We start from the raw sequence: 21964 nt of genomic DNA, 5'->3' as shown, positions 1-21964 counted from the left end.
TTCCTTTATTTTGCGTCATACCAAGTTTCACCATAACTAGAATCTACCTTTAAAGGCACATCTAAATCAAGTGCTGATTCCATAATATCTTCAACAAATTGACTAAATGAATCTACTTCTTCTTTTGGTACTTCAAATATCAATTCATCGTGTACTTGCAATAATAATTTTGCGTGATAATTGGTTGACTGTACTTCTTCATCAAATTTAACCATTGCAAGTTTAATAATATCAGCAGCACTACCTTGGATTGGCGTATTCATAGCAGTTCTTTCAGCAAAGCTTCTCAAATTGAAGTTACGGCTTGTAATATCTGGAATATATCTACGGCGATGTAATAATGTCTCTACATAGCCTTGTGCTTTAGCATCCTTAACAATATCTGACATATATTGTTTCACACCAGGAAAACTATCTAAATAATCGTCGATAAAGATTTTTGCTTTTTTACGAGTTATGCCTAAACTTTGACTCAATCCGTAATCACTAATACCATAAACGATTCCGAAATTAACAGCTTTTGCTTGTCTTCTCATCAGACTGTCTACTTCGTCCGCTTCTACATCAAACACTTTCATAGCAGTCGCTGTATGAATATCATGTCCATTTATAAATGCTTCTTTCATACTTTCATCTTGAGTAATATGAGCTAGCACTCTTAATTCAATTTGTGAATAGTCGGCAGATAAAATAACACTATCAGATGACGTAGGTTTGAATGCTTTTCTAATTTTTCTACCTTCTTCCAGACGGACTGGTATATTTTGTAAATTAGGATCAATACTAGATAATCTTCCAGTTTGAGCTAATGTTTGATTAAAACGTGTATGAATACGTTTATCATCACTGATTACTTTTTGTAACCCTTCAACATAAGTCGATTGTAACTTAGATAACTGGCGATAATCTAAAATATAATCGATTATTGGATGTTGCCCTTGTAATTGTTCTAAAACATCAACTGCAGTTGAATAGCCTGTTTTAGTTTTTTTAATTACTGGTAATTGAAGTGTCTCGAATAATACTACACCTAACTGTTTTGGTGAATTGATATTAAACTCTTCTCCAGCAGCTTCATGTATGTTTTTAATTAGTATATCTAATTTTTCTTGAATTTCTTTTTCCATTTGTTGTAAATCTTTTGCATCAGTATAAATACCTATTTCTTCCATTTGGCTTAAAATTCGGGCTAAAGGTAATTCTATATCTGCTAAAAGAGATACTTGGTTGTATTCTTTTAACTGACTTTCCATTTCAGTTTTAGAGGCAAAAATAGCTTCTGTAATCGATGCCACATGCTTATTAAGAATAGCATTGTCCGGAACATGATGCTTTTTACCTTTACCATAAATCGTTATATTATCTTGAACATAATGTTGACCGTAATGTGTAACTACTGAGTTCACATCGTCAATTGTTCTAGATGGATCTATAATATAACTCGCTAGCATTACGTCAAATTCAATATTTTGTATGTCAATGTTTAATCTATGAGCAACAACATAAGTTTTCTTAGCATCGTATACTATTTTCTTTGTATTAGGATTTTCCAACCATTGTACTAAATTTTTATATTGTGAAATTTCATTTGCATCAATAACAACATGTAAATCTCCAGTATGGAAACCAAACTTAAGGATATTATCTCTTAAGTAGTTACTATTTTCTAATTCAAAATGAATGGTTGCTTCTTCTAAATTTGAAAAATCAACATGTTCAAAATTTGGTTCAATATCAAATTCCTTATCTTTCTGTTCCTCAGTAGCCTCTACATCTCCAATATCTGCAAGTAGTTGCTTAAATTCTAGCTTTTTAAAGAGCTCAATTTTATCTGATTCATCTACTTCAGAATCCATTTTAGTATCTGCTAATTTAACTTCAATTGGACTTTCAATATTAATTGTAGCTAAATCTTTACTCATTAAAGCGTCTTCTTTACTATTTTCGAGCTTTTCTTTTAATTTTTTACCTGATACATCATCTAAATGATCGTATACACCTTCTACAGTATTAAATTGATTAAGTAGCTTAATCGCTGTCTTTTCACCAACACCTGCCACGCCTGGTATATTATCAGATGTATCACCCATTAAACCTTTCATATCAATAATTTGGTTAGGTGTTAAACCATTATATTTTTCTGCAATAAACTCTGGAGTATAATGATCAACATCTGTAACACCTTTTTTTGTATAGTAAATAGTTACATGATCAGTAGCAAGTTGAGTTAAATCTCGATCGCCGGTAATAATTATCGTTTCAAAGCCAGCTTCATCAGCTTCGCGGCTCAATGTTCCTATAATATCATCGGCTTCATAATTTTCTAACTCATATCTTTTAATATGGTAAGCGTCCAATAATTGACGGATGTATGGGAATTGCTCACTTAGTTCTGGTGGCGTTTTTTGTCTTCCACCTTTATATTCATTATATTTAGAATGTCTGAAAGTTGTCTTTCCTGCGTCAAACGCCACTAAAAAGTGATTGGGTTGTTCTTCTTTTAGAATTTTCTCTAGTAACATTGCAAAGCCATATACTGCATTTGTATGTATGCCTGCCTTATTTGAAAGTAATGGCAAAGCATAGAATGCTCTAAAACTTAAACTATTACCATCAATTAATACTAATTTATTCACTATCTAAACCTCCAGCACATATTTAAATATATTTTATCATAAACAAGGTACTGTCAATAAATATTAAGTACCGTTATTCAGTTTCTGCTATTTCTACATATTAAAAAACATCCTAATATGAGCGTTAACCCACATTAGGATGTTTCATTATAATTGATTTAATCTTCATCAATAAAAGATACTTTAAATGTAGACCCTTTATTTAATTGACTATCAACACTAATTCTACCATTATGTGCCTCGACAATGTGTTTAGTTATAGATAAACCTAAACCAGTGCCTCCAGAATCTCTACTTCGAGCTTTATCTACTCTATAAAATCTTTCGAAAATATGTTTTTGTTCTTCCTGAGTAATTCCTATACCAAAATCTTGAATTTGTAAATTTACTTTCTTGCCTTGACGATATACCTTTACAATTACTTCACTATCATTTGTTGAATAGTTAATTGCATTAGATAATAAATTAGTTATAACTTGAGCTATTTTATCTTCATTCGCTTTAAAAATAACATCATTTTCTATTTCTGGTATGATGTCTATATTTTTACTTTGTGCTTGATTTTGTAAATGTTCAATTGTTGTATAAGCAAGTTCAGAAAGATTTAAATAACTGGTTGCGATATCTGTTTGTTGCTCAATATGTGATAAGTCTAGTAAATCCATCACAAGTGACTCAATTCTATTTGATTCTTTTAAAATGATATTTAGGAACATATTTAATGATTCTTCATCATTTTTAGCGCCTTCTATTAGCGTTTCTGCAAACCCTTTAATTGAAGTGATAGGCGTTTTAAGTTCATGTGACACATTAGCAACAAATTCACGACGCAAATTCTCCAATTTTTGGATATTAGTAATATCATGTAATACAACTACCATACCTTGAAGTTTCTTTTTAGATTTTGAGAGTATCGGTACACAAGAAACATCAAAATACTTTGTATGTACGTTATTGATATCTACTTCAATTTGTTCATAAATAACTTTCTCTGTTCTAAAACTTTCTAGTATTAATTTCTCAATTGGATCGTTAATAAAACCAATATAACTTTTATTTTCAACACTTTGTTCAGGAGTAAACACTTCATAATAAGCTGAATTAGCTACAACTATATCTCCATGTTTATCTATCATAAGTACAGAACTAGGAATGTTTTCTAAAGTTGTTTTCAGTCTATTAGATTGTATTTTTTGTCTGTTATTCAATTTTTGTAAACGTCTTGCGAGTTCATTTGTTGTAACAAATAATGCTTTTGTTTCTTTAACGTTACTTTCTGGTACACGTACATGATAATGACCATCAGCTAAAAGAGAAGTTGCATAGGTTACTTCATTAATAGGTCTTATATATGTACGATGAATACTTCTACTTGCTAGATATTCAGTGATTAATACTATAATCCCTACAATTGATAGATACTTCCACATTTCTTTTTGTAAATCTAGTATTTCATCATTAATACCACTTATGTATACTGTTTTATCTCCAATTTGACTTTTAAATGTATACTTTAACCCTAATTTAGTATTTTTATGAATCAAATTGGAAGGATTTGCTTCGTTATCTATCCGTCCATCTAATGAACTATTTTTATCAGTTGTAAAAATAGTTTTGTCATTTTTCTTAATGACTATTAAATTTTCTTGATTGTTTGCAATATTTTTAATTTCATTCTGTTTACCATTATTATACATACTAATATAGTTGCGTGATTCTTTTTTAAGTTCTTTAGTCTGACTTTGTGTTAATGTTTGATAAATCATGTTGTGGACAATAGCACCCAAACCTATAAAGCTAATGATTGTGATAGTACTAATCAAAAGTAATATGCGATGATAAAACTTTAACATTATCTTTTAGGACGCTCCAATTTATATCCTAATCCACGTACAGTTTTAATTAATTTGGGTTGTTTAGGGTTTTCTTCTAATTTGTCTCTTAAATGACTAATGTGAACATCAACGATACGTGAATCGCCAGCAAACTCATAATTCCACACAGAATTTAACATATGCTCTCTAGTGATCACTCGTCCTTGTCGTTCAATCAGATAAAGTAATAACTCAAATTCTTTAGGCGTTAATTCTAATAATTCATCATCTTTATAAACTTCAAAAAATTCTGGTCTAATTCGAATAGAGTCGATAATGATATCTTCCTCATCGCCTTCACTCTGTTCTATTTCATTTACAAATTGAGAGCGTCTTAAAATAGCCTTCACTCTTGCCACTACCTCTCTTGGTGAGAAAGGTTTAGTCATATAATCATCAGCACCAAGTTCTAAACCTAACACTCTATCAAATTCATCATCTTTAGCTGTTAGCATAAGAATAGGTACTAAATTTTTATCAGATCTAATCGTTTTACAAACCTCAATACCATCTTTTTTAGGTAACATAACATCTAATACAATTAAATCCGGTTGAGATGATTCAACTTTTTGTAATGCTTCTTCACCGTCATAGGCTACTTCTACTATGTATCCGGCTGTTTCTAAATTATATTTGAGTAAAGTAACGATTGATTGTTCATCGTCAACGACTAATACTTTTTGTGACATGGTGTGCCTCCCCGTTTAAATTACATGTTTATTATAACTGATGTTTAAATAGAAATAATATACCTATACATCAAATTTACATAAACTTAACAATTAAATTAATACAAAGCTTTTATTAAGCTAATATATGAAAAATATTGTCTTTTCATTAATTAAGCTATCATTTTTTTATAAGAAATGATATTAAAAACTAATAATTTACAAAATCTTAATAAAAAGACGAATTGGTTTCCCAATCCGTCTTTTCTTGTATCTTATTATTTTAAGTTTTTAATTAATTCATCAGCAAATTCTGAAGTTGAAACTTCTTTTGCACCATCCATTAAACGTGCAAAGTCATAAGTAACAATTTTAGAAGCAATTGTTGCTTCGATAGATTCTGTAATCTTATCAGCAGCTTCTTGCCAACCTAAATGTTCTAACATTAATACTGAACTTAATAATTCAGATGATGGATTTACTTTATTTAATCCAGCATATTTAGGAGCAGTACCATGTGTTGCTTCGAAAATAGCATGACCAGTTTCATAGTTAATGTTAGCGCCTGGTGCGATACCAATACCACCAACTTGTGCAGCTAATGCATCTGAAATATAGTCACCGTTTAAGTTCATTGTAGCAACTACTTCATGTTCTGAAGGACGAGTTAAAATTTGTTGTAAGAAGATATCAGCGATTGAATCTTTAACAATAATTTTACCTTCTTGTTCCGCTTTTGATTGTGCTTCATTAGCAGCGTCTTTACCTTCTTTTTCAACAATTTCATCATATTGTTGCCAAGTAAATACTTGATCACCAAATTCGTTATGAGCTAAATCATAACCCCATTGTTTGAATGAACCTTCAGTGAATTTCATGATATTACCTTTATGAACTAAAGTTACTGCTTTACGATTATTATCGATAGCGTATTGAATCGCCGCTCTTACTAATCTTTCTGTACCTTCTTTTGAAACTGGTTTAATACCAATACCTGAAGTTTCAGGGAAACGAATATTTGTTGCGCCCATTTCGTCTTGTAAGAAATCAATTACTTTTTTAACTTCTGGAGTACCTTCTTTAAATTCAATACCAGCATAAATATCTTCTGTATTTTCACGGAAGATAACCATATCAACATCTTGTGGACGTTTAACTGGTGATGGTACACCTTGGAACCAACGTACAGGACGTAAACATGTAAATAAATCTAACTCTTGTCTTAAAGCAACGTTTAATGAACGAATACCTCCGCCGATTGGAGTTGTTAAAGGACCTTTAACAGCAATTAAATATTCTTTAATTGTATCTAAAGTTTCTTTAGGTAACCATTCTCCAGTATTGTCATATGCTTTTTGTCCAGCTAGTACTTCTTTCCACTCAATACGTTTTTCACCGTTATAAGCTTTTTCAACTGCTGCGTCAATCACGCGGCTAGCTGCGTTCCAAATATCTGGTCCGATTCCGTCACCAATAATAAATGGAATAATTGGTTCGTTAGGTACATTTAAACCGTCGTTAGTTTTAGTAATTTTTTCTGCTGTCATACATTTGACCTCCAAGTAATTTTAATAAAATTCATTTTACAATATAAATGATTAATTATCTTTCTTCAATAGGTAGATATTTGCGATCAGTTTCACCAATATAGTTAGCTCTTGGACGCATAATTCTATTATCTCTATATTGTTCTAAGATATGCGCAATCCAGCCTGATGTACGACTTACTGCGAAAATTGGTGTGAATAAGTCATGTGGAATATCCATACTGTGATATACAGTAGCACTAAAGAAGTCAACATTTGGAATTAATCCTTTTTCTTCTTTAATACGTTTTTCAATAGCTAATGACATTTCATATAATTCACTTTTACCAGTTTCTTCAGTGATTTTTCTACTCATTTCGCGTAAATATTTGGCACGTGGATCTCCTTCTTTATATACACGGTGACCAAATCCCATAATTTTTTCTTTGTTAGCAAATTTTTCATCTAAATACTTGTCTACATTATCTAAAGAACCTACTTCTTGTAACATTGCCATTACACGTTCATTAGCACCACCATGTAAAGGTCCTTTTAATGAACCTACAGCAGCAACAATACCAGAATACATATCTGATAATGAAGATACTGCACAACGAGCAGTAAATGCAGATGCGTTTAACTCATGATCAGCATGTAAGATTAATGCTTTATTAAATGCTTCTTCTTCGATATCTGTAGGTAGTTCACCTTTAAGCATATATAAGAAGTTCGCTGCATAACTTAAATCAGAATTTGGTTTAAGTGGTTCTTTACCTTCACGTACTCGTGAAAATGCAGTTACTAATGAAGCTACTTTTGCTTGAATACGAATAGCTCTTTCATATTTCTTATCATCAGATTCATCTTCAGCATCTGGATCAAAATGAGCAATGTATGAAACTGAAGTACGTAAAGCTGTCATTGGATGTACTTTATCAGTTACATATTCTTCAAAGTGTTTGTATACTCTTGGATTTAGAGTCATATACTCATATAATTTAGACTTAAGTTCTTGTAGTTCTTCTTTATTTGGAAGTCTATAATTCCATAATAAAAAAATAATTTCTTCGAATTGGGCATTTTCAGCAAGATCATCAATATCATATCCTGCATAAGTTAATTGGCTATCTATAATTGAACTGATTTTAGTTTCAGCTGCAATTACCCCTTCCAAACCTCTTTGTAATTCTGCCATGATAAATTTCCCCTTTACTATTTCTTTATGAAATGGCTTTCAAATAGTATTATAGCTAATTATTAAGATTTTGTGAAACAAATAAATCTCTTAAATCATGAATAATTACTATTGCCCAATGGTTTCACTATGGTCGAATAGCTCTTGAAATGGCTTTATATCAGTATTTCAAAACATAAATTTGTATGAGATTCTAAATAGATAAGAAAGTTTTTATTTGGTTATCGTGTATGATTACAAATTTCTAATTATAAGGCAGTGTATTTCGACACTTTTTTATTAAATGAATTGTATAAAAACCAATATAAGTGCATAATATAATTATATAAAAAGTAAGGGAGAGGTCTTATGGCTGAAAATCTACAAAGAGAATTGAGCAATCGTCATGTGCAATTAATTGCCATCGGTGGCGCTATTGGGACAGGATTATTCCTGGGTGCTGGACAAACGATTGCTATGACGGGTCCCTCAATATTACTCACGTATATCTTTATTGGATTCATGCTTTTCATGTTTATGCGTGGGTTAGGCGAAATTATAATTCAAAATACTAATTTTAAATCTTTTGCAGACGTAACTAACAAATACATTGGACCATTTGCTGGATTTGTTACAGGTTGGACTTATTGGCTATGTTGGATTATAACAGGTATGGCAGAAGTAACTGCTGTAGCTAAATATGTTAGTTTTTGGTTCCCTGCAGTTCCCAATTGGATAAGCGCATTATTTTGCGTTTTAGTTCTAATGTCATTTAACTTGCTTAGTGCTAAATTATTTGGAGAATTAGAATTTTGGTTCTCTATCATTAAAATCGTCACTATTTTAGGTTTAATTGTTGTAGGTGCCGTCATGATTTTATTTGCATACAAAACTCAGTTTGGTCATGCAAGTTTAACTAATTTATATAGTCATGGAATATTCCCTAAAGGTGCATCAGGCTTCTTTATGTCATTCCAAATGGCAGTATTCTCTTTCGTTGGTATAGAAATGATAGGTGTAACTGCTGGTGAAACAAAAGATCCTGAATCAACAATTCCTAAGGCAATAAATAGTGTACCTATTCGTATTCTAGTATTTTATGTAGGTGCCCTAGCTGTTATCATGTCAATTATTCCTTGGGATAAGGTTGATCCTGATAACAGTCCATTCGTTAAGTTATTTACTTTAATTGGTATTCCATTTGCAGCTGGATTAATCAACTTTGTAGTATTAACTGCAGCAGCGTCATCTTGTAATAGTGGTATATTCTCAAATAGTAGAATGTTATTTGGTTTATCAGATAAAAAGCAAGCGCCACCTGCTTTTAGTAAAACTAATAAAAATGGTGTGCCTCACGTAGCAATCATTGGCTCATCAGCATTATTACTAATTGCAGCATTATTAAATTATATCTTCCCAGATGCAACATTAGTATTTACTTATGTTACTACTTTATCGACTGTATTATTCTTAATCGTATGGGCATTAATTATTGTCGCTTATATTAATTACAGTAGAAAGAATCCAAAATTACATAAAGAGTCTATATATAAATTACCTGGTGGTAAATATATGGGCTATGTGATTTTAATATTCTTCATCTTAGTATTTGGGTTATTATTTGTTAATGAAACTACTAGACGTGCAATTTACTTAACGCCGTTATGGTTCATATTGTTAGGTTTCATGTATTGGAGATATAAAAAAGAATCTCAAAAACTGAATGATTAATTTATCATTGAGTTGAGTTTTAAACTTAAAAGAGTCAGTAAATGAGTTTTATAAATTCATTTACTGACTTTTTTGTATAATTATTTTATTTTAATTTACTTATAAATATTAAAAAGGATCGTAACTACCAAGTTAAAATACTTAGTTGTTACAATCCCTTTTGCATTTTCAATTATCTAGACGATAATTTTATATATTATAGTACGTTAGCATAACCTTCGAATACTTTACCGTTTGCAGCATCTACAGTAACTAACATATCATTTTTAATTTCTTTAGTAGCATTTTCAACACCTACAACTGTTGGAATACCTTTTTCAAGACCAACGATTGCACTAGGTGATGTAATACCATTTTCTTCTGTAATTAAACCGATAGCTTGGTCTACATATGGTACTAATGTTTCATCAACAGAGTTTGTAACGATGATTTTGTCGCTTAAATCAACATCTTTTAAATCACTTGCTGAATCAGCAACAATAGCAGTACCTACAACTGATCCACGGCCAACACCTTGCCCTTTAGCAATTTCGTCACCAACTAAATGGATTTTCATCATATTTGTTGTACCTTTTTCACCTGTTGGAACACCTGCAGTAATAATGATTAAGTCACCATTTTGTACTCTTTCTGTTTCAACAGCAGTTGCTACTGCATTATTTAATAATGCATCTGTGTTCTTACGTCCTTCTTTAACTACAGGATAAACACCCCATACAATCGCACATTGACGAGCTGTTTTTTCACTAGGAGTAACAGCAATAATATCTGAATGTGGACGATATTTAGAAATAGTACGTGCAGTTGAACCACTTTCTGTTGCAGCTACAATTGCTTTAACATTTAAGTTTAGAGCTGTATGAGCTACTGAAATACCAATAGCATTTACTAGTGAAGTTTCAACTAATTTAGTTCTATCAGATAATAATTTTTTATAATCTTGTGCTGCTTCTGCAGATACTGCAATGTTTCTCATAGTTTTAACTGCTTCTTCAGGATATAAACCTGCAGCTGTTTCACCAGATAACATTACTGCGTCTGTACCATCATAAATAGCATTTGCAACGTCACTAGCTTCTGCACGTGTTGCACGTGGGTTACGTTGCATTGAATCTAACATTTGTGTTGCAGTAATAACTGGTTTACCTAATTTGTTACATTTTCTAATTAAATCTTTTTGAACCATAGGTACTTTTTCAGGTGGAATTTCAACACCCATGTCACCACGAGCAACCATTAAACCATCAGATACTTCAAGAATTTCTTCAATATTGTCAATACCTTCTTGGTTTTCAATTTTAGGAAAGATTGTAATATTAGCTTTTTCTTGTTCTAAGATTTCACGGATATCTAATACGTCACTTGGACGACGAACAAAGCTTGCTGCGATAAAGTCTACATCTTCTTTAATACCGAATCTAATATCATCAGCATCTTTATCAGTGATACCTGGTAAATTTACTTTAACACCTGGTAAGTTAACACCTTTTTTATTTTTTAGTTCACCAGTGTTTAAAATGTCGCATTTTACTTCACCATTATCATGATCAATATCTTTAACTTGTAATTCTACTAAACCATCGTCTAATAAAATGTATGATCCTACTTGTACATCATTAATTAAGTTGTCGTAAGTTACAGAGAACTTTTCAGGTGTACCTTCTACTTCACTCATACTTACAATAACTTCTTTACCTTTTTCTAATTCGATAACGCCATCTTTCATGTTATGAGTACGAATTTCTGGTCCTTTAGTATCTAAAAGAATAGCTACAGTTTTATTTAAACGTTTAGCAACTTTACGAATTGTATCAATTCTACCTTTATGTTCTTCATGACTACCATGTGAAAAGTTTAAACGTGCCACGTTCATACCAGCGTTAATTAATTTTTCAATCATTTCTTCTGATTCAGATGCTGGTCCAATAGTACATACAATTTTAGTTTTTCTCATTTTATAATCCTCCTGAAATTTATATAGATAACTCTTTAGCTAGTTGGTAAATTTGTTTATCAAATTTATGATCAGAATGACCAAAGATTTCATCAAATGGTGTCGCAGTTAATTGGTTATGTTTAATACCAACACCTTTAGCTGTTTCACCACTCATTAATAATTCAACCGCATGTCCACCTAATCGTGATGCTAATACACGATCAGCACCAGATGGGCTACCGCCACGTTGAATGTGACCCAATACTGACACTCTAGTATCAATATTTATATATTTACTTAATTCTTCAGCACATTCTTGTCCGCTCATACAACCTTCAGCAACCATAACGATTGAATGTTTTTTACCTCGTTTAATTCCTTGTTCAATCTTCTCAGCCACTTCTTTAATTTCTGTATTAACTTCTGGTACAACAATTGTTTCTGCACCAACAGATAAGCCAGCCCAAAGTGCTAAGTCACCACAATCACGTCCCATTACTTCAACGATAAATGTTCTAGCATGACTTGAAGCTGTATCTCTAATTTTATCGACTGAATCAATAATTGTATTAAGCGCAGTATCAAATCCAATAGTAAAGTCAGTACCGTTAATATCATTATCAATCGTTCCAGGAATACCGATTGTTTGTATTTCTTTACACTCTTCGCTAATGCGTTGAGCACCACGGTAACTTCCGTCTCCACCGATTACTACTAAACCTTCAATTTCTCTTTTACGTAGATTCTCGATTGCTACTTTACGTACATCTTCTTCTTTGAATTCTGGACATCTTGCTGAGAATAAGAATGTCCCACCACGTTGAATTGTATCTCCAACTGAGCCTAATTCAAGTTTATGAATATCGTCTTCAACTAAACCTTGATAACCATGATATACACCATAAACTTCAATATTATTGTAAATTGCTGTACGTACAACTGCTCTAACAGCAGCATTCATCCCCGGTGAATCTCCACCGCTAGTCAAAACTGCAATTTTCTTCATGACGACATACCTTCCTATATCTAGTTTTATCTTCAACTCTAAATTACCATAAATTTTTTACTTCTTCCATCAAAAGAAAGTACTTATGTAGATGTAAACGTTTTTAATTATGAATTTTATATTAACAATAATAAAAATAGAGCAATAGTCTTCATTTTAACTATCACTCTATCTAATATTTATTCTACATAAGATCCAATATTTCTAAATTTATTAAAACGATCTTCTGCTAATTCATCTTTATTAAGTTTTTCTAATTCATCTAAATGTGCCACAAAAGCCTTTTTAATAGTTTGAGCTTGTGCTTCAACTTCTTTGTGCGCACCGCCTAAAGGTTCTTTAATTACGTCATCTATAACATTAAGTTGGTGTAAATCATTCGCCGTAATTTTCATTGTTTCTGCAGCTATTTTGGCTAAATTGCTATCTTTCCATAATAATGCAGCAGCTCCTTCAGGAGATATAACAGAGTATGTACTATTTTCAAGCATTAATACTCTATTAGCAATACCGATACCTAGCGCACCACCACTACCACCTTCACCGATGACTATTGCAATGACAGGCACTTTGAGTGAGGCCATCTCAATCAAATTGGTAGCAATTGATTCACTTTGTCCTCTTTCTTCTGCTGCTTTACCAGGATACGCTCCTTTAGTATCAATAAATGTAAAAATAGGTCTGTTGAATTTTTCTGCTTGTTTTATCAAGCGTAATGCTTTTCGATAGCCTTCTGGATGTGCCATACCAAAATTACGATAAATATTATCTTTGGTATCTTTACCTCTTTGCTGTCCAACTACAGTAACAGCTTTACCATTTAAATAACCAATACCACCAATCATTGCTGGGTCATCTCTAAAATTACGATCGCCATGTAATTCTATAAATGAATCAAAAATCTTTGGTATATAATCTAATGACGTAGGTCTTTCTTGCAATCTTGCAATTTGAACTCTATCCCACGGTTTCAAATTTGTATACACTTTTTTAGTTTCGCGTTCTAAAGAAGCTTCTAACATATCGATTTCTTCTTGCAAATCAACATCGTTTTTTTCTTGAGATTCTTTTAATGAATCAATTTTCTTTCTTATTTCAAAAAGTGGCTTTTCAAAATCAAGCATTAGCTTCTCACCTCTTGATGTAGATTTAAAATATTAGCAAGTGTAGTTCTCATATCTTTTCGATGTATCACTTTATCTAGTTGACCATGCTCTAATAAAAATTCTGCTGTTTGGAAATCTTCAGGTAATTTTTCATTAATTGTTTGTTCAATTACTCGACGTCCTGCAAAGCCTATTAGTGCTTTTGGTTCACTTAGATTGATATCACCAACTGATGCAAAACTAGCAGATACACCACCTGTAGTAGGATTAGTGATATAAGAAATATAAAGTAAACCTGCATCTGAATGTTTCTTTAGTGAAACACTTGTTTTACCCATTTGCATTAAAGAAATAATACCCTCTTGCATACGGGCACCGCCACTGGCAGAGAATAAAATAAATGGTAAACATTGTTCTGTGCAATAATCAATAATTCGACAAATCTTCTCACCAACAACTGACCCCATACTTCCCATTCTAAAACGAGCATCCATAACTGCCACACCATACTTAACACCATCTAATTCGGCAGTACCTGTTACTACAGCTTCATTTAAGTCAGTTTTTTTCTGATCTTTTTCAATTTTTTCAATGTATCCAGGGAAATCTAATGGATTTGCAGAAGTCATCCCTTTATCAAATTCATTAAATGTACCTTCATCAGAAATCGCTTCAATGCGTTTATATGCAGATAAAGAAATATGATGGTCACAATTAAAGCATACATTTAGGTTTTCATCTAATTCTTTGGTATACATAATTTTTTTACATTTTGGACATTTAGTCATGATTCCTGCTGGTACGTCATTTTGTTTTGAGTCTTGAACCGTTAAATATTTCTTTTTCTTTGTTCGATTAAAAAAATCTTTAAACATAGGGAAACCTCCAAAAACCTTTGACCCTTATTAGGCTTAATTTTTTCATGTAGATTATATTGTTATGTATAAAATGAATAAATTATAACAAAAGTGAGAGAGAAAAATATAAAACTACTTTTGAATATGATTAGGTATATTATCATCTTTAACCTAGTTAAAACGATACCGTTTTACATTTTTCTTAAAACATATACAACTATTTTTTTAGTATGACATGTTTATTAATCTCCCACTCTCATTACAACTATAATTATTTTAAGTCTGTTAATTTCATTGTTTTATCATACACATCTTGTGGGTCAACTTCAATTCTAGCAACACCTGATTCCATAGCCGCTTTAGCAACTTCTCTAGCTACAGATGGCGCTACACGTTTATCAAATGGACCAGGAATACAATAATTTGGCTCTAATTCATCACTTTGAATTAAGTCTGCAATAGCTTCTACGGCAGCTTTTTTCATTTCTTCATTAATATGTGTTGCCTCAGTATCTAAAGCACCTCTAAAAATACCAGGGAATGCTAATACGTTATTGATTTGGTTAGGATAATCTGAGCGACCTGTTCCAACTACTTTAGCTCCAGCTTCTTTAGCATCATTAGGATTGATTTCTGGGTTAGGGTTAGCCATTGCAAAGATTATTGGATCTTTAGCCATACTTTCTACCATTTCTTTAGATAATAAATCTGCAATAGAAACACCAATGAAGACATCTGCATCTTGAATAACTTCACTCAATTCGCCTTCTATTTTGTCTTTATTAGTCCACTTAGCTACATATTCTTTAGTATCATTCATACCATAACTTCTGCCTTCAAATATGGCACCTCTAGAATCACACATAACCATATTTCTCACACCGTATGAATATAACAGTTTTACAATTGCAATACCTGCTGCACCAGCTCCGTTGAGGACAACTTTAATGTCGGCTAAATCTTTATCTACAATTCTTAAGGCATTAATTAAGCCTGCTGTAGTTACAATAGCTGTACCGTGTTGATCGTCGTGAAAAACAGGAATATTAGTTTCTTTTTTTAATCTTTCCTCAATTTCAAAACAACGCGGCGCTGAAATATCCTCTAAATTGATTCCTCCATAGTTAGGTTGAAGTAATTTTACAGTATTAATAATCTCATCAGTATCTGTTGTATTAAGCGCAATTGGAACACCATTAACACCAGCAAAACTTTTGAATAATACTGCTTTACCTTCCATAACTGGAATACTTGCTTCCGGACCGATATTCCCTAATCCTAAAACAGCAGTACCATCTGTTACTACAGCAACTGTATTACCTTTTATAGTATAGTCATAAACTTTTCTTTTATCTTCATGTATTTCTTTACAAGGTTCGGCTACACCAGGTGAATAAGCTAAACTTAATTCATCTTTGTTTGTAACTTTGACATTAGGTGTTACTTCTAATTTACCTTGATTCTTTTTATGCATTTCTAATGCTTCATCTCTTAAAGACATGCTATTCAACCCCTATTTATTTTTTTAGAATTAACTGAGTAAACAATTATCAATCATTTTTAACTGTAAACAGATTGCATTAACAATGTACTTTTAAAATGTATTTAAAAATGTCAAAAATTTAGCAACTAGCTAAACTTTGAATCAACATTTCTTCGTTACTTTTATAATTATTTTTTCTGCTGATCATTCATATTTTATCATTATTTTATGTATAAGATAATGACAATTACAAACAAATAGTACAAAAAACAATTACAAAATAAACTGATGATTAAAATATAAATCATCAGTTTACTATATCATAATTTAATAGTAGTTAAAAGTTATATAAATCGGATATCACTAGGTTTGAATAACTGTATTAGTTCCCTCATATTTTCAGAATTTTTATTAATAAATCCTATACGTGACATTCGCTTAGATTCATCATCATATGCTTGTACTTCAATAGTTTGTTTTGTCTTTTCTTGGTCAATATATTGTTCAAATCCTTTTGCTTGTTCAATATGTCTTACGATAATTTGATTTGAATGTGTGAGTTTATGTGTCTCAAACGCTTCTTCACTGTATATGTCATTAATAATAAGCTGATTCTTACCATTTCTTTTATCAAATTTCCCTTGTATGACATAAATGTGTTCTTCTGACAACTCAAGTTCATATTTTTTAAATTGATCTGGGAAGATAACTCCATCCATCAAATGTAGACCATCATTTAATGTCACAAAAGCCATATTTTGCCCATTTTTTGTTCTGATACGCTTAATTTGATCAAATTGCACTAATATAGGATGGTAATTTTGAGCGTTATTCAATCTGTAAATAGTTAAATATTGCTTTTTATTAAATTCTTTTTCTACTGGATGTTTCGAAATATAAAAACCTAAATATTCTTTCTCATATTCGCTGATTAGTTTGTCTGGTAATTCATCTTTTTCTTCATAATCTTGTTTAGGCGTGAAGAAATCAAATAACATATCATCTTGTTCAATATCAGTAACTTGATCAATAACTTGGTCAATGGACTGTAATAACGTAGCACGGTTTTTACCAAATGTGTCAAACGCACCTACTAAAATCAATGACTCTAATAATTTCCTAGTTTTGACTCGTTTAGGTAATCTTCTGGCAAAATCAAAGAAATCTTTAAATTCACCGTTTTGATATCGTTCGTCAACAATAAGTTTAACGCTTTGATATCCAACACCTTTAATAGCACCTAACGATAAATAAATTCCGTCAGATGTTGCTTTATAGAACCAATGACTTTCATTGATATTAGGAGGCAATATCTTAATATTTTGATGCTTCGCTTCATCAATCATTGCTGACGTTTTTTTCTCACTACCAATAACATTACTCAATATATTAGCGTAAAAGTAATTTGGATAATGAACTTTTAGATAACTCATAATATATGCAATTTTAGAGTAACTAACGGCATGTGCTCTTGGAAAACCATAGTCAGCAAATTTCAATATTAAATCGAATATTTGTTTACTCATATATTCGTCATACCCATTTTGTAACGCACCGTCAACAAAGTGTTGTCTTTCACTTTCTAGCACTGCTCTATTTTTCTTACTCATAGCACGTCTTAAAATATCTGCTTCGCCATAACTGAAGTTTGCGAACTTACTTGCTATTTGCATTATTTGTTCTTGATAAATGATTACGCCATAAGTATTTTTTAAAATGGGTGCTAAATCTTCATGTAGATACTGAACTTTAGAAGGATCATGTCTGCGTGTAATGTATGTAGGGATCTCTTCCATCGGCCCAGGTCTATATAATGATGTGACGGCAACAATGTCTTCGAAATGTTCGGGCTTCAATTTTTTCAATACACTTCTAACACCATCAGATTCTAATTGGAAAATACCTGTCGTATCACCTTGGGATAATAATTCAAACACTTTATTATCATTAAATGGAATTTGTTCAATATCTATATCAATGTTCAAATCTTTTTTCACTTGGTTCACAATTTGATGTATAATTGATAGATTTCTAAGTCCTAAAAAGTCGATTTTCAATAGACCAATACGTTCTGCCTCAGTCATTGTCCATTGTGTAAGCAATCCAGTATCCCCTAATGTCAATGGCGCATATTCATAAAGTGCGTGATCATTAATAATAATACCTGCTGCATGAGTTGAGGTATGACGTGGGAGTCCTTCTAATTTTTTACACAAATCAAACCAACGTTCATGTCGATAATTTCTATGAACGAATTGTTTAAAATCGTCATTTTGATATGCTTCATCTAAAGTTATCCCTAATTTATGTGGAATGAGTTTAGAAATTTCATTTAATGTTATTTCATCAAATCCCATAATACGGCCTACATCTCTAGCCACAGCTCTAGCTAATAAATGTCCAAATGTCACTATTCCAGAAACATGAAGTTGACCATATTTTTCTTGGACGTATTGAATAACTTTTTCACGTCTTGTATCTTCAAAGTCAATATCAATATCAGGCATTGTTACACGTTCAGGATTTAAAAATCTTTCAAAAAGTAAATTGAATTTTATTGGGTCAATTGTAGTAATTCCTAATAAATAACTTACTAGTGAACCAGCAGATGAACCACGACCAGGTCCAACCATTACATTATGTGTTTTAGCATAATGAATTAAGTCACTTACAATAAGGAAGTAATCTTCAAATCCCATATTCGTAATAATGGCATATTCGTGTTTTAATCTGTCTATATAATGAGGATGATTAAGATTCCAATTTTTTAGTTGTTCTTCTAACTTCATCCATAGATATTTTTTTGAAGTTTCACCATTAGGTGTTTCAAATTGCGGTAGTAGTGATTGGTGATAATTGAGTTCTGCAGTACATAATTGAGCTATTTCATCAGTTTTTCTAAAAATGGATGTATCTAAACCAAGATTATGTATTTCTTCCGAAGTGTAAAAATGCTCGTCAAAATCTTCCTGTTCCCCTACTAAATCAAGCTTACTATTATCTTTAATTGCTTGTAATGCAGTTATTGTATCTGCATCTTCTTTATTTAAATAACGTGCAGTATTTAACCATACACACTCTCTATTGTTTATTTGGACTGAATTTTGATTTATGTAAACATGTTGCTTAAAATCAAAAGACTCAATTAATTGTTGATGTTGTTCTTCTGCATTTTTAAAAATAATAATTAAATTTGCTTCGTATCGTTTTAACCAATCAATTGAAATATCTACTTTCTCTTTCATTTTTATCGCTGAAGATAATTGATATAAATCTTTTAAACCATCATTATTTTGAGCTAATAATACTGTTTCTATTTGATATAAACCATCAGTTAATAATACAGTCATCCCAAATACAGGATGAATACCCGCTTCGATACAAGCATCATAAAACTTAGGATAGCCATACAAAACATTTGTATCTGTAATTGCAAGTGTATCTACACCTTCTCTTTTGGCCTTTTCAACTGCGTCTGTAATTTTCAAACTGGAGTTTAATAAATCATAGGCCGTATGAATATTTAAATATGCAACCATGTTTGTATGACTCCTTTCTTTAAGTGATTGTACTTATAATTTTTGACGTAAAGCTTTGGCTAGCAAATCAAATTCTTCCCAACTATAAACAGAAACGCCAGAAGCATTAGGATGGCCTCCACCGCCAAAATCACTGGCAACATCATTTATGACAAATTGTCCTTTAGAACGTAGACGACAACGAATTTGATCTCCTTCATCTACACCGAACATCCAGATTTTAAGACCACGGATATCAGCAATGGTATTGACGAACTGTGACGCTTCATTAGATTTAATATTAAACTGTTCTAAAACATCTTTAGTTATACGCACTTGACAATAGCCATCTTCAAATAACTCAAAGTTTTGTAAAACATAACCTTGGAATGGCATTAATCTAGGGTCTTTTTCAGACATTTTATTAAGCTCAGCATTATGATCAAATGGGAATCCAATTAGTCTTCCAGCAATTTCCATTGTGTGTTGTGTCGTATTATTAAATAAGAATCTTCCTGTATCCCCTACAATACCTAAATAAAGCACACGTGCAACGTCCGCATTGATGATGCTTTCGTCATTAAAGTGCAGGATCATATCATAAATAATCTCACTTGTAGAAGACGCATTAGTATTTACTAAATTAATTTCTCCATATTGATCAACAGCAGGGTGATGATCAATTTTTAACACTCTCGCACCTAATGCATATCGTTGATCATCAATACGAGGCGCATTGGCTGTATCACAAACAATTACAAATGCATCTTGATAAGTTTCATCTTCAACTTGATCAAATGTTCCAATAAAATTAAGTGACTCTTCTGCTTCACCTACTGCATAAATTTCTTTATCAGGAAATTTAAGTTTTAAATAATATTTCAAACCTAATTGAGAACCGTATGCGTCTGGATCTGGTCTCACATGTCTGTGTATGATAACTTTGTCTGTTGATTCTATTTCTTTCATAATATCATTCATTAGTATTTCCATTTATATTGACCCCTCTTTTATATCATTGATTAATATCCTTCAAACATTTGACAAATGACTGATGCATTAGCAACTTTTTCATTTTGACAAAACATTGTAACTTCTAATTTAGCAAAATATCTTCCCACATCTAGCATTTCGTACTCAACATCGATACCAGTTTCAATTGGCACAGTTTTTAAATAAATAATATTCAAACTTTCAATCATGACATTGCCTTTTTTATACTTTCTCATTTCATGACGTAAAGTTTCTTCTATAATACCGACAAATACGGCTTTACTTAGTGTGCCATAATGATTAGTTAATAGCGGCGACACATCCGTCTGAATACTGTCATGGTTAATTGTAATATGTTTCGCAATTTGATCGTTAATCGTCTCACCAATTTGAGGTTGTCGTCCTAATAATTGCATAGATTTTAAAACATCTTGCCTATTTATAACACCAACTGCTTTTTTATTATTATCTGTAACTGGTAAGAGTTCAATACCTTCCCAAATTAATAAGTGTGCACAACTAGCCACAGTATTTGATAACTTAACACTAATTGGATTTTTAGTCATAACGTCTTCAATTAAATCATTTTCATTCATATTTATTATTTCTCTACTAGTGACAATACCAACTAGTTTATAATCATTATTCACAACTGGAAAACGTGTATGTCCTGTTTCATTTGCAATTTGTTTATAGTCTTGTAAAGTCATAGAGTTCATTAAAACTGAAAGCTCATTAATAGGCTTAACAATATCTTCAACTACTAAGATTTCTTTACGAATTTTTTGATTAAACATCGCACGGTTAATAATATTTGCAACTAAAAATGTATCGTAGCTAGAAGAAAGAATAGGTAAATCATGTTCGTCAGCATATTTTATCACTTCTTTACTTGGATAAAATCCGCCAGTAATTAATATTGCTGTTCCTCTTTTCATCACTTCAAGCTGAACTTGTTCACGGTTTCCAATAATGAGTAATGTTTGTGGGCCAATATATCTTAATATGTCCTTTAACTCCATAGCACCAATTGCAAAATTTGAGACTGTTTTATTAATACCGTTTTTACCTGCAATAATTTGACCTTCAATAATATTAGCAATTTCATTAAAAGTTAAATTATCAATTTCATCACGATTTCGCTTTTCAATTCTAACTGTACCAACTCTATCTATTGTTGTTACTAATCCAAGTTGGCCCGCATCTTTAATAGCTCTATAAGCTGTACCCTCTGAAACAGTTAAATCTTTTGCTATTTTTCTTACTGAGATTTTCGAACCGATTGCTAGCGATTCAATGTGTTTTAAAATTTGTTCATGTTTAGTCATAACGTTACCTCTTCTTAGAACAATGTTATGCTTATTATAACTTTTTAACGAGAAAAAATCATTGAAGCGCACTTTCGAATTTATAAAACTTCTATTATAAATTAACATCTTTTGTGAAAAGATAATTT

General features: G+C 31.6%; 14 protein-coding genes. 1 reads left to right on the top strand and 13 read right to left on the bottom strand.

All coding sequences use genetic code 11. The annotated features are described in order from the left end of the window. Nucleotides 1-5: 5 nt before the first annotated feature. The 5 genes from polA to LFT63_RS00830 form a co-directional block, all read right to left on the bottom strand. On the bottom strand, nucleotides 6-2636 hold the full coding sequence (gene polA / locus LFT63_RS00850) for a DNA polymerase I (RefSeq protein WP_340767766.1): 2631 nt from the start codon (nucleotides 2634-2636) through the stop codon (nucleotides 6-8). Nucleotides 2637-2794: 158 nt separating this feature from the next. Then, entirely contained in the window at nucleotides 2795-4489 is a 1695-nt protein-coding gene (gene pnpS / locus LFT63_RS00845; protein WP_029055674.1) for a two-component system histidine kinase PnpS, read from the bottom strand. Continuing rightward, entirely contained in the window at nucleotides 4489-5199 is a 711-nt protein-coding gene (locus LFT63_RS00840; protein ID WP_017638213.1) for a response regulator transcription factor, read from the bottom strand. The genes pnpS and LFT63_RS00840 overlap by 1 nt, the downstream gene beginning before the upstream one ends. Before the next feature lie 257 nt (nucleotides 5200-5456). Next, entirely contained in the window at nucleotides 5457-6725 is a 1269-nt protein-coding gene (icd, locus tag LFT63_RS00835) for an NADP-dependent isocitrate dehydrogenase (protein ID WP_017638214.1), read from the bottom strand. 55 nt (nucleotides 6726-6780) lie between these two features. Beyond that, a complete protein-coding gene (locus LFT63_RS00830; RefSeq protein ID WP_017638215.1) occupies nucleotides 6781-7899 on the bottom strand; it encodes a citrate synthase in 1119 nt (372 codons plus the stop codon). 348 nt (nucleotides 7900-8247) lie between these two features. On the opposite strand from LFT63_RS00830, the gene LFT63_RS00825 reads away from it, so the two are divergent. Then, nucleotides 8248-9609, top strand: coding sequence for an amino acid permease (locus LFT63_RS00825; protein ID WP_017638216.1), 1362 nt, complete (start codon nucleotides 8248-8250; stop codon nucleotides 9607-9609). A gap of 196 nt (nucleotides 9610-9805) precedes the next feature. Here the strand turns inward: LFT63_RS00825 and pyk are convergent, their stop codons facing one another. The 8 genes from pyk to LFT63_RS00785 all read right to left on the bottom strand — a co-directional run bounded on the left by pyk (nucleotide 9806) and on the right by LFT63_RS00785 (nucleotide 21836). Then, entirely contained in the window at nucleotides 9806-11563 is a 1758-nt protein-coding gene (gene pyk / locus LFT63_RS00820; protein WP_017638217.1) for a pyruvate kinase, read from the bottom strand. A gap of 19 nt (nucleotides 11564-11582) precedes the next feature. Beyond that, nucleotides 11583-12551, bottom strand: a complete 969-nt coding sequence (gene pfkA, locus LFT63_RS00815) for a 6-phosphofructokinase (RefSeq protein WP_017638218.1) — start codon at nucleotides 12549-12551, stop codon at nucleotides 11583-11585. A gap of 179 nt (nucleotides 12552-12730) precedes the next feature. Beyond that, nucleotides 12731-13675 (bottom strand): acetyl-CoA carboxylase carboxyltransferase subunit alpha, encoded by a 945-nt coding sequence (locus tag LFT63_RS00810; RefSeq protein WP_340767765.1) that lies wholly within the window; start codon nucleotides 13673-13675, stop codon nucleotides 12731-12733. Then, nucleotides 13675-14532: an acetyl-CoA carboxylase, carboxyltransferase subunit beta gene (gene accD, locus LFT63_RS00805; protein ID WP_017638220.1), complete on the bottom strand. Its 858-nt coding sequence runs from the start codon at nucleotides 14530-14532 to the stop codon at nucleotides 13675-13677. The genes LFT63_RS00810 and accD overlap by 1 nt, the downstream gene beginning before the upstream one ends. 253 nt (nucleotides 14533-14785) lie before the next feature. Then, nucleotides 14786-16015, bottom strand: a complete 1230-nt coding sequence (locus tag LFT63_RS00800) for an NAD(P)-dependent malic enzyme (protein ID WP_029055670.1) — start codon at nucleotides 16013-16015, stop codon at nucleotides 14786-14788. Nucleotides 16016-16341: 326 nt separating this feature from the next. After that, nucleotides 16342-19536 (bottom strand): DNA polymerase III subunit alpha, encoded by a 3195-nt coding sequence (locus tag LFT63_RS00795; protein ID WP_029055669.1) that lies wholly within the window; start codon nucleotides 19534-19536, stop codon nucleotides 16342-16344. A gap of 33 nt (nucleotides 19537-19569) precedes the next feature. Continuing rightward, nucleotides 19570-20508, bottom strand: coding sequence for a DHH family phosphoesterase (locus LFT63_RS00790; protein WP_340767764.1), 939 nt, complete (start codon nucleotides 20506-20508; stop codon nucleotides 19570-19572). 29 nt (nucleotides 20509-20537) lie between these two features. Further along, on the bottom strand, nucleotides 20538-21836 hold the full coding sequence (locus tag LFT63_RS00785) for a DRTGG domain-containing protein (protein ID WP_340767763.1): 1299 nt from the start codon (nucleotides 21834-21836) through the stop codon (nucleotides 20538-20540). Between the last annotated feature and the right edge of the window lie 128 nt (nucleotides 21837-21964).

This window comes from Staphylococcus sp. FSL H8-0121 (genome assembly GCF_038008425.1).
Classification (GTDB): Bacteria; Bacillota; Bacilli; order Staphylococcales; family Staphylococcaceae; genus Staphylococcus; species Staphylococcus pasteuri.
The sequence above is the reverse complement of the archived record's forward strand: the minus strand, read 5'-3'. Positions and strand labels throughout refer to the sequence as shown.

Excerpts from the sequence above, each read along its gene's own strand:
- LFT63_RS00795 (WP_029055669.1), bottom strand. The coding sequence starts at position 19,536 with ATGGTTGCATATTTAAATATTCATACGGCCTATGATTTATTAAACTCC.
- LFT63_RS00840 (WP_017638213.1), bottom strand. The coding sequence starts at position 5,199 with ATGTCACAAAAAGTATTAGTCGTTGACGATGAACAATCAATCGTTACT.
- pnpS (WP_029055674.1), bottom strand. The coding sequence starts at position 4,489 with ATGTTAAAGTTTTATCATCGCATATTACTTTTGATTAGTACTATCACA.
- LFT63_RS00785 (WP_340767763.1), bottom strand. The coding sequence starts at position 21,836 with ATGACTAAACATGAACAAATTTTAAAACACATTGAATCGCTAGCAATC.
- pfkA (WP_017638218.1), bottom strand. The coding sequence starts at position 12,551 with ATGAAGAAAATTGCAGTTTTGACTAGCGGTGGAGATTCACCGGGGATG.
- LFT63_RS00825 (WP_017638216.1), top strand. The coding sequence starts at position 8,248 with ATGGCTGAAAATCTACAAAGAGAATTGAGCAATCGTCATGTGCAATTA.
- icd (WP_017638214.1), bottom strand. The coding sequence starts at position 6,725 with ATGACAGCAGAAAAAATTACTAAAACTAACGACGGTTTAAATGTACCT.
- LFT63_RS00800 (WP_029055670.1), bottom strand. The coding sequence starts at position 16,015 with ATGTCTTTAAGAGATGAAGCATTAGAAATGCATAAAAAGAATCAAGGT.
- accD (WP_017638220.1), bottom strand. The coding sequence starts at position 14,532 with ATGTTTAAAGATTTTTTTAATCGAACAAAGAAAAAGAAATATTTAACG.
- LFT63_RS00790 (WP_340767764.1), bottom strand. The coding sequence starts at position 20,508 with ATGGAAATACTAATGAATGATATTATGAAAGAAATAGAATCAACAGAC.
- pyk (WP_017638217.1), bottom strand. The coding sequence starts at position 11,563 with ATGAGAAAAACTAAAATTGTATGTACTATTGGACCAGCATCTGAATCA.
- LFT63_RS00810 (WP_340767765.1), bottom strand. The coding sequence starts at position 13,675 with ATGCTTGATTTTGAAAAGCCACTTTTTGAAATAAGAAAGAAAATTGAT.
- LFT63_RS00830 (WP_017638215.1), bottom strand. The coding sequence starts at position 7,899 with ATGGCAGAATTACAAAGAGGTTTGGAAGGGGTAATTGCAGCTGAAACT.